The sequence below is a fragment of the Microbacterium sp. LTA6 genome (assembly GCF_045690355.1).
In the GTDB taxonomy this organism is placed as follows: Bacteria; Actinomycetota; Actinomycetes; order Actinomycetales; family Microbacteriaceae; genus Microbacterium.
This window is the reverse complement of record NZ_CP147855.1, coordinates 1184376-1198158: the sequence shown is the minus strand read 5'-3', so window position 1 is coordinate 1198158 and position 13783 is coordinate 1184376. Positions and strand designations below refer to the sequence as shown.

Here is a 13783-nt window from a genome sequence, read left to right as displayed (position 1 = left end):
GTCAGGGGGTCGGTACGGCCGCGAAGATCTGGTCGATGATCTCCTCGCTGCGGATGCCTTCGGCGTCGGCCTCGAAGGTGAGGAGTACGCGGTGCCGGAGGATGAGGTGCCGCAGCTCCCTGATGTCCTCGGGGAGCACGTGTGCACGGCCGTTCAACAGAGCAAGAGCGCGGGACGCCTGCAGGAACGCGATGCTCGCGCGGGGGCTGGCGCCGTACTTGATGTAGCGGGCGCGCTCTTCGCCGATGTACGGCGCGGGGTTCCTGGTGACGTACGCGATCGACACGATGTAGTTGCGGATCGCCGGATCGACGTAGATGCGGCTGGCGACATCCTGCAGCAGGTGCACATCGTCGAGGGTGACGGCGCTCGTCACATGCCGCTCGGGGTCGAGCACGCCGGAGTCGATGCGGGTGAGGATCTCGAGCTCGTCAGCCGGGCTCGGGTACTCGACGATCTCCTTGAGCAGGAAACGGTCCATCTGCGCCTCGGGCAGCTCGTACGTGCCCTCTTGCTCGATCGGGTTCTGCGTGGCGATCACGAGGAACGGCTTGGGCAGGTGGTGCACCTCACCGCCGATGGTGGTCTGGTGCTCCTGCATCGCTTCGAGCATCGCGCTCTGCGTCTTCGCGCTGGAGCGGTTGATCTCATCGAGCAGCACGAAGTTCGCGTGCACGGGGCCGAGGACCGTGCGGAACGACCCGGTGGCGGCGTCGTAGATCTGGTTTCCGGTGATGTCGCTGGGCAGCAGGTCCGGTGTGCACTGGATGCGCTTGAACTGTGCCTTCACGGTGTCGGCGAGGGTGCTCGCGGCTGTCGTCTTGGCAAGCCCGGGGACGCTCTCGAGCAGGATGTGGCCGCCGGCGATGAGAGCGACGAGCAAGCTCATCCGCAGACGTTCCTGACCCACCATCTTCGCCGAGTACGCGTCGGAGATGATTTTGAGGATGTCGCCGGCACGCGCGATCTCAGAGTCCGTGGGGGCTGCCTTGGCTCCCGCAGCGACCGAGGGGGCGGGAGTCGGCGGTGCCGGTGGCGCCGGTGGCGCGGGCGGAGGCGGAGGAGCGGAGGCCGCACCTGCTGCGGGGTATGGATCGATCATGATTTGTCTCCTCGCTGACGCAGGGGAGGCGCGATGCAGTCATCTCCCCCAGACAGACAGCGTAACCGCTGGCGTTTGTGCGAGAACCATCCGACCGTGGGCACAAATCCCCATCTGCGAGGGGCTGACGAGCCACTTAATACTTGCATTGTCCTATATATGTGTAATCCTATAAACATGCAGCTCCGTCATGCCATCCTCGGGCTCCTCGATCTCGCCCCGCAGAGCGGGTACGACCTCGGTCGCGCCTTCGAGCGCTCCGTCGCGCACTTCTGGCACGCCGACCAATCGCAGATCTATCGCACGCTCGACCGCCTCGAGGCGGACGGGGCGATCACCACCCGTACGATTCCGCAGCAGGGCAGGCCCGATCGTCGGGTGCACGCGCTGACAGAGACGGGGAGAGCAGAGCTGGCGGGATGGCTTCGCGCTCCGCTGGAGGACCTGCAGCCCAAGGAGCCGTTCCTCGCGCGGCTCTTCTTCGCCGCCCCTCTCGGCGTCGACGGCATCCTCGCGCTCCTCGATGAACGAGAGACGATGGTGCGCGCCGGACTCGATCAGCTGCGAGCGCTGCCCCGGCCGAGCGGCGATCTCGAAGCCCTGCTCCGTGTCGCGACGCTCGACTCGGGACTGCAGCAGGGAGAGGCAGAGCTCGACTGGCTCCGCTCGACCCGGCGGATGCTGGAAGCGCAGGTGGCCCGATGAACGCCGAGTACCCGATCGAGCACGGGCCGCGGTCGGGGGAGTCGATCATCCTGCTGCACGGCGGGAACGTCGGCAGCTGGATGTGGGAGCCGCAGGTCGAGGCCCTCAGAGGCCGGCATCTGATCACCCCCGACGTGATCGGCTTCGACACGCGCGCCGCGGAGCGCTGGCCAGGACTCGGCGGGGCGGCCGACGACATCGCGGCGATCATCCGTGAGCGCGCCGTCGGCGGACGCGCGCACGTCGTCGGACTCTCGATGGGCGGAGTGATCGGCGTGCATCTTGCGGCCCGTCACCCTGACGTCGTGCGCTCCTGCATGGTGACCGGGGCGATGATGCTCGGCCTCGGCGGGATCGAGCGTCGCGTCGCCGAACTGCAGCTGGCCGTCTGGGAACGGCGTTGGTTCTGGCGGATGCAGGCCGCGATGTTCCGCATTCCGGCGGACTCCCGAGAGCGGTTCATCGCGGCAGGGACCGGCGTGAGCAAGGAGACGGCGCACGGCATGTACGGCGAGGTCTTCGCCGGATCGATGCCGGCGGGGAGGTTCGACTACACCGGGCCGATGCTCGCGATCGCCGGGGAACGGGAGCCGAAGAGTGTGCGGGCGGCGTTCCCCGCACTCGCGGCGGCGATGCCGCAGACGCGCACCTGGATCGCTCCGCGGATGCCGCACGTCTGGAGCATCCAGGACCCGGAGCTGTTCACCCGGACGATCGTGGATTTCGTCGATCGCGACGTCGTCCCACCCACACCACGAAGCAGGCGACGGCGATGATGGCTGCCGCGATGCCGACGACGTAGCCGCTGACACCCAGGTACCCTCCCGGGACGGAGTGCGGATTCAGGAACGGATACGGATACCACCAGACTTCTCCCGTCGCCGGAGCGACGATGAGGTTCGCGCGGACGAGTGTGTACACGACCCAAACGATCGGATAGATCGCGGCGACGAGCACCGTGCTCCAGCCGACCATGCGGCGCCGCGGCGCGAACAGCACATCGGCGAGCAGGAACAGCGGGATGACGACGTGCAGCACCTCGTTCGCCCAGACGACGGTCACGCCCTGGGGCAGTTCCACATTCCTGAGCAGCAGGTTGTAGACGATGCCGGTCACGATCATGTACGTGCTCACACAGACGAGCAGCACCGCGAACCACTGCGGCTCGGAATCCGTGTCGCCTCGATGGCGCAGCGCCCAGATGCCGCCGATGGCCAGCACGATCGCCGCCAGGAGGTTCGACTCGATCGTGAAGAAACTGAGGAAGTTCGTGCCGACGGTGAGCAGATGCCCACCCCAGTCGGTCGTTGCAGCGAGGGCGTTCTGAAGTGAGCGGGACAGCTGCGCGATGATCGCGGCGAGTGCGAGTGCGGATGCTGCGAATCGTGCGTAGGGCCACCAGGTCGTCATGTTTCCTCCGCGCGTCAGAATACCGACCGCTCTGCCGAGCCGCGCGGCTTCGGCGGGTTGGAGGCCGGGGGCAGGGCCGATCCGCCCCGTTTCGTGGCTGGCACGCCGATATGTGGCTAGTGTCTGACCTGGGGGCCGGGGCGGGGAGACATCGGGCGGGTCAGGCACAGCGGAGGGTACATGAGCGACACCGGCACGGGAATGATCGGCACAGGCATCGGAGACAGGGTGCGGCGCCGGCGCGGCGGGCTCAGCATCCAGTCGAAGCTCCTCATCATGCTGCTTGCGGTGAGCCTGCTGTCGTCGATCGTCATCGGCGCCGTCGGCTTCGTCAACGGGCGTCAGGCGCTGCATGACGCGGCCATCGACCAGCTCATCACGATCCGGTCCATGCGCGCCTCCGAAGTGCTCGAGGCAGTCGATGACGCCAAAGAGGCGGCATCGCTGCACTCGCGAAACCTCAGCGCACAGACGCTTTCGACGACGTTGAACGCGGCCTTCGACGAGCTGCAGCAGACGGTGATCACCGATGAGCAGCAGGACCAGCTCGAGGCGTACTACTCGAACACCTTCGTTCCCGCGCTCGAGGATCGCACCGGCGAAGAGTACGGGACCGAGGCATTCATCCCCGAGTCGAATGCCGGCCGCTACCTCCAGCTCCAGTACACGACGCGCAACCTCGACTTCGACGCGGACTACGACACCCTGCTGCGCGCGAATGACTCCGGCGACGGATCGTCCTATTCCGCGGGGGCCGAGCGCTACGGCGACTACTTCTCACGGTTGATCGAGGAGGCCGGTTACGAAGATGCTCTGCTGCTCAACCTCGAGGGAGACGTCGTCTTCTCGGCGTACAAGGGCGTCGACCTCGGCACGAATCTCAACACCGGTCCGTACCGCGACACCGCCTTCGCCCAGACCTATCGCGACACCATCGCGACGAACTCGGTCGACGCGCTCGGCATCACCGACTTCATGCGGTGGATCCCCTCCATGAACATGCCCACGATGTGGGTGATCTCCCCGGTCGGCAACGACAGCGGCATCACGGGTGCCATCGCCTTCCAGGTCTCCCTCGATGCCGTCAACAACGTGATGACCGGCAACGAGGGGTGGAAGAGCCAGGGACTCGGCGACACCGGAGAGGTCTACCTGGTCGGTCGTGACGATCTCATGCGCAGCACCTCCCGCCGCCTCGAGGAAGACCCGGAGGCCTACGTCAAACGGCTCATCGCCGGCGGGATCGCCCCGACGATCGCGGAGCGCATCGGCGAGGTCAAGGGGACGGTTCTTCTGCAGCCCGTGCAGACGACGGCGGTGCAGGAGGCCCAGGCCGGACGCAGCGGAACGATCGTGGGGCGCGATTACATCGGCGGCGACAGCGTCACCGCCTATGCCCCGCTGGAGATCGAAGGCCTCGACTGGGTGATCATCGCGCGCATCGACACCGCTGAGGCGTTCGCGCCGGTCGCCGATTTCACCCGCAATGTGCTGCTGTCCCTGCTCGGCATCCTCCTCGGAGTCTCGCTGCTCTCGCTGGTGCTCGCCCAGGTGTTCACGAGGCCGATCCACCGACTCGTCGAGGCGGTGCGTCGCGTGGCCGCCGGTGATCTCGCGGTGCAGGTTCCGCAGGGGTCACGAGACGAGTTCGGCGACCTCGGCAACGCCTTCAACGACATGGCGTCGAGCCTGCGGATCAAACAAGAACTCATCGACGAGCAGCGCATCGAGAACGAGAAGCTGCTGCACACCCTGATGCCCGAGAGCGTCGCCGCACGGTACAAGCAGGGCGACGAGGCCATCGCCGAGGCGCACGAGAACGTATCGGTCGTCTTCGCAGAGCTCACCGGATTCGACGAACTCGCCAGCAATCTCAACGGCGAAGAGGAGATCGGCTACTTGAACGCGCTCATGCGCGGATTCGATGAAGCAGCGCAGAAGACCGGCGTCGAGAAAGTCCGCACCCTCCGCGGCGGCTACCTGGCGTCCTCGGGTCTTTCCGTTCCGCGCGTCGACAACGTGCGCCGCAGCGTGGAGTTCGCGAGAAGCCTGGTCGACGTGATCGAGCGGTTCAACGCGCAGAACGGCACGTCGATCGGATTGCGCGCCGGCGTCGACACCGGCACCGTCACCAGCGGCCTCGTCGGCCGCACGAGTCTCGCCTACGACCTGTGGGGGGATGCCGTGAGCCTGGCCTACCGGGTCAGATCGGTGACCGGTGAGCCGGGGGTCTACGTCAGTCAGACCGTGTACGACCGCACCCGCGAGGGCTACACCTACGTCGAGGCGGGGACCGTCGAGTCTCAGGGACGCACCGAGACCGTCTGGAAGGTGGCCTGAGATGCTCGAGGAGGCGTTCGCGGACGGCTGGGGCTGGTGGGTGATCGCACTCGCCGTGGGGGTTCCGGCCCTGCTCGTCGTCCTGACCGAGCTGATCGGATTCCTCAGTCGTCGTCAGCATCCGCTCGCAGGTCCGCTGACGCTCATGCGCAACTGGGTGGTCCCGGTCGGCGCCCTCTTCGCGCTGCTCGCCTTCGCGATCCAGTCCCCGGCCGACGCCGTCTGGGTCAGGGTCGTCGCGACGGTGTTCGGGTTCCTGGTGATCCTGCTCGTGCTGTCATCCTTCAACGTCGCCCTCTTCGCCAACGCGCGAGTGGGCACCTGGCGGCAGCGCATTCCGACGATCTTCGTCGAGATCGCCCGCCTCATCCTCGTCGTGGTGGGTCTCGCCATCCTGTTCTCCTGGGTCTGGGGTGCCGACGTCGGAGGCCTCTTCGCCGCCCTCGGCGTCGGGTCGCTCGTCATCGGTCTGGCGCTTCAGAATGCCGTCGGCGGTGTGATCTCCGGGCTCCTCCTCCTGTTCGAACAGCCTTTCAAGATCGGGGACTGGCTCGACACCGGCGGTGTCAAAGGCCGGGTGGTCGAGGTGAACTGGCGCGCCGTGCACATCGAGACCGGTGGCGGCATCCAGATCGTGCCCAACGCGACCCTGTCCGGTGCCTCGTTCACGAACATGAGCGAACCGGCAGGACCGTACTGGGCGACGGCGTCGTTGAAGTTCTCCACGGATGACCCTCCGCACGAGGTGATGTCGCTGCTGGTCGAACTCGCCGACGGGCTGCCGATGCGAGCGGTCGGCGAGCGGGCCAGCGTCGAGTACTCGGGTGCTGCGGCATACACGGTCTCCGTTCCGGTCACCGCACCGCCCGACGCTTCACAGGCGATGACCGTGTACCTCTCCTGGCTCTGGTACGCGGCGCGGCGCCGGGGGCTCGCCCTGGATGGGGATGCCACCGACCCGGTCGCCGATCCGGCTCGACTGGCCCAGGCTCTGGATGCCGTCGGTCCCACGCTGCACCTGCGTGACGAGGATCGCGAGGGGGTTCTCGAGGGGGCCAGGCTCGAGCGCTACGGCGTCGCGGAGGTCGTGCTGCCGTCGGGAGTCGTTCCCGACGAGGTGCGGATCATCGTCTCGGGACGTGCGTCACTGCGCGTGGAGATCGGCGACGCACGCATCGATGTCGGCGTCAGCGAGCCCGGCGAGCTCATCGGTCAGAGTGCGCTCACCCGCGAGCGCACCAGGGTCGTGACGACCGCGAGCGAGATCCTCACGGTACTGGTGCTGCCACTCGCCGTCGTGGACGACCTCGTGCGCGTGCGACCACGGCTCGCCGCGGAGATCGGGGCGTCGCTCGAACTGAAGCGGTCGCAGGCGGAGGAGGCTCTGGCGCGCTCCGGGGTCTCGGCGAACACGCTCTCCTCGCGCTGAACGCCGCGCGCGGTCAGGTTCGAGCGCGCCGTCGCATCCGCGTGACGAGAACGCCCAGCAGGCAGAGCGCTCCGCCGATGAACATCATCAGCGTGGGGACTTCGCCGAGGATCATCCACGACATCAGGATCGCGATCGCGGGCACCACATACGTCGTCGCCGAGGTCTGCCCCGCGGTGCTGCGCTGCAGAACATAGGCCCAGGTCGTGAAGGCGATCGCGGTGGGGAAGATACCCAGGTAGACGACCCACAGGGTGGCATCGAGCGGCGCCGTCTGCAGGTCGCTGACGAGGCGGCCCACCCACGGGAGCAGTGCGATGGTGCCGACGATCGCTCCGAGCCACGTCAGCGTCGTCGCGTCGACCCCCGAGGTGAGCAGATGCTTCTGCACCAGCGTGCAGCCCGCGTACATCACGGCCGCGAGCAGGGCGAGCAGCAGACCGGTGATGTCGAGACCGGCGCTCGTCGAGGAGTTCATGCCGATCAGCACCACACCGAGGAAGGCGATCGGCGCCCCGATCAGCAGCGGCTTGGGGAAGCCCTCGCGCAGGAACAGGCCACTGAAGACGACGACCATGAGAGGCGCGAGATTCACGACCATCGCCGCGGTGCCGGCATCGAGCGTGAGCTCTGCGCTGTTGAGCGCCAGGTTGTAGACGCAGAACCATCCGACGCCCCAGACGACCACGAGCAGCCAGTGGCGGCGCTCGGGCATGCGGATGCCGTGCCGCAGGGCGATGATCCCCAGCGCGACGGAGCCGACGGCCATCCGCAGCAGCGCCAAGGCGCCAGGGTCGTAGTGCGGACCGGCACCGCGGATGCCGATGAATGCCGACGCCCACAGCACGACCGTGACGAGCGCGGCGACGAGAACGAGCGGGGCGCGCGACTTGTCGACGGCGGTGCTCGACAGGGCCGGGGTGCGGCCGGTGACTTCTGGCATCTTCCGATACTCCCAGCGGCCACCGACATCGGGCGACCGGCTGGAACGCCATCCGTCGTCCATTTCCCGCCAGCTCTGCCGAACCAGCCTTTCCGGCATGAAGCAGAGTGAGGCTGACTCCGTCTCATGCGGGAACCCTCGTTTCGGCGTGAGGCACCGGCCCAACGGCATCTGTACAGCCCTTCGGTAGGATGGGGACCGCCCGAATAGGGCCAGCTCATCGGCCGGTGCAAGCCCGGCGAAAGCAGGGGGGTTACCCATGCCAGGAATCGTGATCATCGGCGTGCAGTGGGGCGACGAAGGAAAAGGCAAGGCCACCGATCTGCTCGGTGAGCGCACCGACTGGGTGGTGAAGTTCAACGGCGGCAACAACGCCGGGCACACCGTCGTCGTCGGCGACGAGAAGTACGCGCTGCACCTGCTGCCCTCCGGCATCCTCTCGCCCGGAGTGACCCCGGTGATCGGCAACGGCGTGGTCATCGACCTCGAAGTGCTCTTCTTCGAGCTCGAAGCGCTCTCGGCCCGTGGCATCGACGTCTCCCGGCTGCGCGTCAGCGCGAACGCGCACATCATCACGCAGTACCACCGCACGCTCGACAAGGTCACCGAGCGCTTCCTCGGCAAGCGCATGATCGGCACCACCGGCCGCGGCATCGGCCCGGCCTACGCCGACAAGATCAACCGCGTCGGCATCCGCGTGCAGGATCTCTTCGACGAGAACATCCTGCGCCAGAAGGTGGAGGGCGCACTCGACCAGAAGAACCACCTGCTGGTGAAGATCTTCAACCGTCGCGCGATCACCGCCGACGAGGTCGTCGAAGACCTGCTCTCCTACGCCGAGCGGCTGCGTCCGATGGTCGCCGACACCGGCTACCTCCTCGCCGAGGCCCTCGATCGCAATGAGGTCGTCGTCTTCGAAGGCGGCCAGGCGACCATGCTCGACGTCGACCATGGCACCTACCCGTTCGTGACCTCGTCGTCCGCGACCGCCGGTGGCGCCTCGACCGGATCGGGTGTCGGCCCCGGCAGCCTCGACCGCATCGTCGGGATCGTGAAGGCGTACACGACCCGCGTCGGCTCCGGTCCCTTCCCCACCGAGCTCTTCGATGAGCAGGGCGAATGGCTGCGTTCGCGCGGCTTCGAGTTCGGCACCACCACCGGGCGTCCCCGCCGGGTGGGCTGGTACGACGCCCCGATCACGCGCTACGCGACCAGGGTGAACGGCATCACGGATCTTGTGCTCACCAAGCTCGACATCCTCACCGGCCTTGAGCAGATCCCGGTCTGCGTCGCCTACGACGTCGACGGCGTGCGCTTCGACGAGGTGCCGGTGAACCAGACCGACTTCCACCACGCGAAGCCGATCCTGGAGTACTACCCGGGCTGGAGCGAGGACATCTCGACCGCGCGCACGTTCGAGGACATGCCGAAGAACGCGCAGGACTACGTTCTGGCACTCGAGGCGATGAGCGGCACCCGCATCTCGGTGATCGGCGTCGGGCCCGAGCGCGATCAGGTCATCGTCCGTCACGACCTGGTCGACTGAGCCTCGCACTCGTGACACGTTTCTGGATCGGCGGCTACGGCCCCGGCATGGATGGTTCGGCCGCGGGCATCGGGATGCTGGCGGGAGACGAAGGGCGTGAGGCCACGTCGCTCGCCTATCGCGGTGCGGTCACCGATACGCCGTCGCCGTCGTGGCTGGCGCAGCATCCGACCCTCGACGTCGTCTACGCGGCGTTGGAGGGTGACGCCGCGGTGCAGGCCTTCGCTCGTACCGGCGAGTCATCGCTGTCGCCACTCGGAGAGCCGGTGCCGGTCGGGAAGTACGTCTGCCACGTCGCCATCTCGCCGAGCGGCTCCTCGCTGATCGCCAGCTGCTACGGCGACGGCCGAGTGGTGCGCATCGGTGTCGACGCCGCCGGCCGGCTGATCCCGGATACCGACAACCGTGCGGCCGCGCTGCGTGCCGCATTCTTCGGCGAGCCCGACCCGGATGACGCCGCCCCCGCGGGCACAGGCGTCGCCGCATCCGACCCGTATGCCGAAAGCGGCATGGAACGCGAATCGCACGCGCACGCCGCCGCGTTCCTCCCGGACGGCCGCATCGCGACCACCGACCTCGGCTTCGATCTGGTGCGCATCTGGCGTGCCTCAGCGAGCGGGCTCATCCTCGATCACGAGGTCGTGCTGCCGCAGGGCACGGGGCCCCGTCACATGGTGGTGCATCCGAGCGGACACCTGCACGTCGTCACCGAGTACTCGTGCGAGGTGTTCACGCTCGCGGCGTCCCGCGAAGGCCAGTGGGGTGTGGTCTCGTCGACGCTGTCGGCCCCCATCGCCCAGGTCGGATTCGACTTCCCCGCCGAGCTCGCCCGCACTCGCGATGGCGCCTTCCTCTACACGGCGCTGCGCGGCAGCAACACGATCGCGGCGCTTCGAGTCCGTGACGGCGGTGCGGCCCTGGAACCGATCGCCCTCGCCGACTCCGGCGTGGACTGGCCGCGGCACCACCTCGTGCACGAGGGCAAGCTGCTCGTCGCAGGGCAGCGGTCCGACACGATCAGCCTGCTCGACCTCGACGAGCGCACGGGCGCGCCCCTGGGCATCCGCCATCAGGCACCCGCCCCGACGCCGACGCACTTCCTGCCGGTGCGCTGAGGCGCCCCTCCCGCCCTCTCACCCGAGCCCGTCACCCGCTCGGTACGTTCACAACTCAGGAAAAGTGCGGCGAATCAGTCTGGAACGCCCGGGTGCACCGGGTGTCGCTGCCGTTCTTCCTGAATTGTGAACAGTCGGCGGCGGGAGCCGTCACTCCGCGACGGGGTGTCCGCCCTTCGCGAGCCAGCGGATCGGGCCGGCACCGTTGCGTCCGAGCACATCGCCGGGGTTCTGCAGCGCGCAGGAGTTCAGGCTCAGGCAACCGCACCCGATGCATCCGTCGAGGTCGCGCCGCAGGTGCTCCAACTGTCGGATGCGCGCGTCGAGCTCGTCGCGCCAGCGCTGCGAGAGTCGCGCCCAATCCCGCTTGGTGGGTGTGCGGCCTTCGGGAAGGGATTCGAGCGCCGTACGGATGTCCTTGAGCGGGATGCCGACGCGCTGCGAGACCCTGATGAACGCGACGCGACGCAGGGTGTCGCGGCCGTAGCGGCGCTGGTTGCCCGCGGTGCGCTCGGAGAAGATCAGGCCGTTTCGTTCGTAGAAATGAAGGGCGGATGCGGCCACCCCGCTGCGGGCGGAGAGCTCGCCGATCGTGAGCTGACGGTTCTTGTCGCCGACCAATTGGGGCATGCTCTTCTCCTCGCCACGCCGGTCACTTGACCTCAACCATAGTTGAAGTCTTAGCGTCGTCCTCATGACAACGAACACCGAAGAAGTGCGGACGGCGAAGACCTCCGCGCCGGGGATCATGAGCAGCGGGTATCTCTGGATCACCATCGGCGCGTGCGCGCTCGTGTTCCTCGGCGCATTCGAATCCCTGGCCGTGACCACCGTGATGCCCGTTGTGAGTGCCGATCTGAACGGCGAGAGCCTGTACGCGCTGGCGTTCGCAGGCCCGCTCGCCACCGGCGTGATCGGTATGGTCGCAGCGGGCAACTGGGCGGATCGGCGCGGGCCGAAGGGGCCGCTGTACACGGCTGTCACCGTCTTCGTCGTCGGTCTGCTGATCGCCGGACTCGCGCCCAGCATGGAGGTCCTGGTCGCGGGACGCTTCGCCCAGGGTCTGGGAAGCGGAGCGCTGATGGTGGCCCTGTATGTCGTCGTCGCCCGGGTGTACCCGCCCGACCTCCATCCGGCGATCTTCGCTGGGTTCGCAGCCGCCTGGGTCGTGCCCTCGTTGATCGGACCGACGCTCGCTGGCGCGGTGACGGAGCTCTGGAGCTGGCACTGGGTGTTCCTCGGCGTCGTCATCCTCGTCTTGGCGGCACTGCTCATGGTGATCCCCGCGCTCCGAGGACTGTCCGATGACGCCGGCGACCCGTCGACGCCGTGGGCATACGGCCGCCTCGGCTGGTCGGTGCTCGCGGCGCTGGCCGTGCTCGCACTCGACCTCCTGAGCGATGTGCCCGGCCTCGGGCCCGTACTCGCGATCGGCGCGGTGATCATCGCCCTCGTCGCGGTGCGGGCACTGGTTCCGCCGGGAACCCTGCGCGCGCGCCGCGGTCTTCCGGCGGTCATCCTGGTCCGCGGACTCGGTGCCGCCGCCTTCTTCGGCACGCAGGTCTACCTGCCGTATCTGCTGACCGATCGGTACGCCCTGTCACCCACGCTCGCGGGGCTCGCGCTGACCGGTGGTGCGCTGGCATGGTCCACGGCTGCGACGGTGCAGGGGCGGATGGGTGCACGCCTGTCCAGCGTGACGGCGGTGCGGGTCGGCACCCTGCTCGTGCTGGCGGGCATCCTTCTGACGGTGCTGACGGCGGCGTTCCGCTGGGATGCCGCGACGATCGCCGTCGCGTGGATCATCGCGGGCACCGGGATGGGGCTGATGAGCCCGAGGTCGAGTGCGCTGACGCTCGGCATGTCGACCCCGGAGACCCAGGGGTTCAACAGCGCGGCGATGACGGTCGCCGACTCCTTCGGGAGCGCTCTGGCTCTCGCCATCACCGGGGCGTTGTTCGCCGCTGTGGCGACCAGCGGAGATCCCTTCACGGCCGTCTTCGCCCTCGCCGGTGCGCTCGCCGTCGCCGCCGCCGTCCTGGCGCCCAGGGTGCGGGCGGGCATCAGCAGCGCCTCGACGAGCACGGAGGCGAGAGCATGACCACGGATATCGGGAGAGCGGGAACCATGAGAGCGGTCGTCCAGCGTGAACTCGGCTGGCCGGACGTGCTCACCGTTGAAGACGTGCCGATGCCGGAGCCCGGCGAGGGGCAGGTGCGCATCCGGGTCGGCGCGGCGGGGGTGCACGCCGTGGACACCGACATCCGCCGCGGCGAAGGCCCCGCGTCGATGCCGCAGACGCTTCTTCCGATGACGCCCGGCCGTGAAGTCGCAGGCATCGTGGATGCCGTGGCGGCAGACGTCGACGAGAATCTCCTCGGCGCGCGCGTCGTCGCACACGTCGGATTCCTGAACGGCGGGTACGCCGAGTTCGCACTCGCTCCGGCGACCGCCCTTCACGTCATCCCGGAGTCCGTGCCCTTTGCCCAAGCGGTCGCCGCGATCGGCACGGGGCGCACGGCGCAGCTCGTGCTCGAGCACGCGGGGATGCAGGAGGGCGACGTCGTCATCGTCCCCGGAGCATCCGGCGGGCTCGGCAGCCAGCTCGTCCAGCTGGCGCTGTCGGCGGGGTCCACGGTGGTCGCCCTCTTCGGGGGCGAGGCGAAGCGGGCCGTCGTCGAGCGGCTCGATTCCGTGTCTGCGGCTGATCGCGGTCGTTTTCTGCCACTGGATGCCACGGACGAGACATGGCCCGAACGCATGATCGCGGCACTCGGCGAGAGGACGCCGTCGCTGCTGCTCGACGGCGTCGGCGGCGCGATCGGCAGGGCGGCTGTCGAGACACTCGGGCGCGGCGCGCGCATCGTGATCATCGGATGGTCGAGCGGTGCGGCCGTGCGGCTCGACACCGACGACATCGTCGAACGCTCCCTCACGGTCACGGTTCCGCTCGGGCGCCCCGTCACCCAGCTGCGCGTGCTGGAGCGCCGTGCGCTCGATGCGGTCGCGGAGGGGCGAACGGCGCCTCCGGTCGACGAGTTCCCGCTGGAGGATGCCGGCGCCGCGCACGCGGCCATCGAGGAGCGTCGCCAGCGCGGAAAGGTCGTGCTGATTCCCTGAGCGCGTCGGATGCGGAACAAAGTCCGTGACTCGACGTTGCACTTCGGTGAGACTGGGCTCTGCGGCCAGACCC

At 68.2% G+C, this 13783-nt stretch carries 12 protein-coding genes; 8 read left to right on the top strand and 4 right to left on the bottom strand.

Annotated features, from left to right (window positions below):
• Position 1: 1 nt before the first annotated feature.
• The gene (locus LTA6_RS05650; RefSeq protein WP_341976574.1) at positions 2-1102 is read right to left on the bottom strand and encodes an AAA family ATPase; all 1101 of its coding nucleotides are present in this window, start codon (positions 1100-1102) and stop codon (positions 2-4) included.
• Positions 1103-1279: 177 nt separating this feature from the next.
• Between LTA6_RS05650 and LTA6_RS05645 the strand changes: the two genes are divergently transcribed.
• Together LTA6_RS05645 and LTA6_RS05640 are read left to right on the top strand one after the other, a co-directional pair.
• Complete coding sequence (locus tag LTA6_RS05645) at positions 1280-1807, top strand: PadR family transcriptional regulator (protein WP_341976573.1); 528 nt, start codon at positions 1280-1282, stop codon at positions 1805-1807.
• The gene (locus LTA6_RS05640; protein ID WP_341976572.1) at positions 1804-2583 is read left to right on the top strand and encodes an alpha/beta fold hydrolase; all 780 of its coding nucleotides are present in this window, start codon (positions 1804-1806) and stop codon (positions 2581-2583) included. Before LTA6_RS05645 ends, LTA6_RS05640 begins: the two co-directional genes overlap by 4 nt.
• Here the strand turns inward: LTA6_RS05640 and LTA6_RS05635 are convergent.
• Complete coding sequence (locus tag LTA6_RS05635) at positions 2510-3217, bottom strand: Pr6Pr family membrane protein (protein ID WP_341976571.1); 708 nt, start codon at positions 3215-3217, stop codon at positions 2510-2512. The genes LTA6_RS05640 and LTA6_RS05635 overlap by 74 nt on opposite strands.
• Positions 3218-3397: 180 nt before the next feature.
• On the opposite strand from LTA6_RS05635, the gene LTA6_RS05630 reads away from it, so the two are divergent.
• Positions 3398-5557 carry an adenylate/guanylate cyclase domain-containing protein gene (locus LTA6_RS05630; protein ID WP_341976570.1) on the top strand — a complete coding sequence of 720 codons (2160 nt, stop codon included), beginning with the start codon at positions 3398-3400 and terminating at the stop codon, positions 5555-5557.
• Position 5558: 1 nt separating this feature from the next.
• Positions 5559-6986 carry a mechanosensitive ion channel family protein gene (locus LTA6_RS05625; RefSeq protein WP_341976569.1) on the top strand — a complete coding sequence of 476 codons (1428 nt, stop codon included), beginning with the start codon at positions 5559-5561 and terminating at the stop codon, positions 6984-6986.
• Between the two features lie 13 nt (positions 6987-6999).
• On the opposite strand, the gene LTA6_RS05620 is transcribed toward LTA6_RS05625, so the two are convergent.
• Entirely contained in the window at positions 7000-7929 is a 930-nt protein-coding gene (locus LTA6_RS05620; protein WP_341976568.1) for an EamA family transporter, read from the bottom strand.
• Positions 7930-8188: 259 nt separating this feature from the next.
• Here LTA6_RS05620 and LTA6_RS05615 point away from each other — a divergent pair, with 259 nt between their 5' ends.
• Complete coding sequence (locus LTA6_RS05615) at positions 8189-9475, top strand: adenylosuccinate synthase (protein ID WP_341976567.1); 1287 nt, start codon at positions 8189-8191, stop codon at positions 9473-9475.
• A gap of 11 nt (positions 9476-9486) precedes the next feature.
• Positions 9487-10590, top strand: coding sequence for a beta-propeller fold lactonase family protein (locus tag LTA6_RS05610; protein WP_341976566.1), 1104 nt, complete (start codon positions 9487-9489; stop codon positions 10588-10590).
• A gap of 150 nt (positions 10591-10740) precedes the next feature.
• On the opposite strand, the gene soxR is transcribed toward LTA6_RS05610, so the two are convergent.
• Positions 10741-11286, bottom strand: a complete 546-nt coding sequence (gene soxR / locus LTA6_RS05605; protein WP_341978274.1) for a redox-sensitive transcriptional activator SoxR — start codon at positions 11284-11286, stop codon at positions 10741-10743.
• Between soxR and LTA6_RS05600 the strand changes: the two genes are divergently transcribed.
• Together LTA6_RS05600 and LTA6_RS05595 are read left to right on the top strand one after the other, a co-directional pair.
• Entirely contained in the window at positions 11285-12691 is a 1407-nt protein-coding gene (locus LTA6_RS05600; protein WP_407358888.1) for an MFS transporter, read from the top strand. The genes soxR and LTA6_RS05600 overlap by 2 nt on opposite strands.
• Entirely contained in the window at positions 12688-13710 is a 1023-nt protein-coding gene (locus tag LTA6_RS05595) for an alcohol dehydrogenase catalytic domain-containing protein (RefSeq protein WP_341976565.1), read from the top strand. Before LTA6_RS05600 ends, LTA6_RS05595 begins: the two co-directional genes overlap by 4 nt.
• Positions 13711-13783: the final 73 nt, after the last annotated feature.

What these genes read in the sequence shown, in the direction of transcription:
- LTA6_RS05620 (WP_341976568.1), bottom strand. Translation starts at nt 7,929, where the DNA reads ATGCCAGAAGTCACCGGCCGCACCCCGGCCCTGTCGAGCACCGCCGTC.
- LTA6_RS05625 (WP_341976569.1), top strand. Translation starts at nt 5,559, where the DNA reads ATGCTCGAGGAGGCGTTCGCGGACGGCTGGGGCTGGTGGGTGATCGCA.
- LTA6_RS05615 (WP_341976567.1), top strand. Translation starts at nt 8,189, where the DNA reads ATGCCAGGAATCGTGATCATCGGCGTGCAGTGGGGCGACGAAGGAAAA.
- LTA6_RS05645 (WP_341976573.1), top strand. Translation starts at nt 1,280, where the DNA reads ATGCAGCTCCGTCATGCCATCCTCGGGCTCCTCGATCTCGCCCCGCAG.
- LTA6_RS05630 (WP_341976570.1), top strand. Translation starts at nt 3,398, where the DNA reads ATGAGCGACACCGGCACGGGAATGATCGGCACAGGCATCGGAGACAGG.
- LTA6_RS05635 (WP_341976571.1), bottom strand. Translation starts at nt 3,217, where the DNA reads ATGACGACCTGGTGGCCCTACGCACGATTCGCAGCATCCGCACTCGCA.
- LTA6_RS05600 (WP_407358888.1), top strand. Translation starts at nt 11,285, where the DNA reads ATGACAACGAACACCGAAGAAGTGCGGACGGCGAAGACCTCCGCGCCG.
- soxR (WP_341978274.1), bottom strand. Translation starts at nt 11,286, where the DNA reads ATGAGGACGACGCTAAGACTTCAACTATGGTTGAGGTCAAGTGACCGG.
- LTA6_RS05595 (WP_341976565.1), top strand. Translation starts at nt 12,688, where the DNA reads ATGACCACGGATATCGGGAGAGCGGGAACCATGAGAGCGGTCGTCCAG.
- LTA6_RS05640 (WP_341976572.1), top strand. Translation starts at nt 1,804, where the DNA reads ATGAACGCCGAGTACCCGATCGAGCACGGGCCGCGGTCGGGGGAGTCG.
- LTA6_RS05650 (WP_341976574.1), bottom strand. Translation starts at nt 1,102, where the DNA reads ATGATCGATCCATACCCCGCAGCAGGTGCGGCCTCCGCTCCTCCGCCT.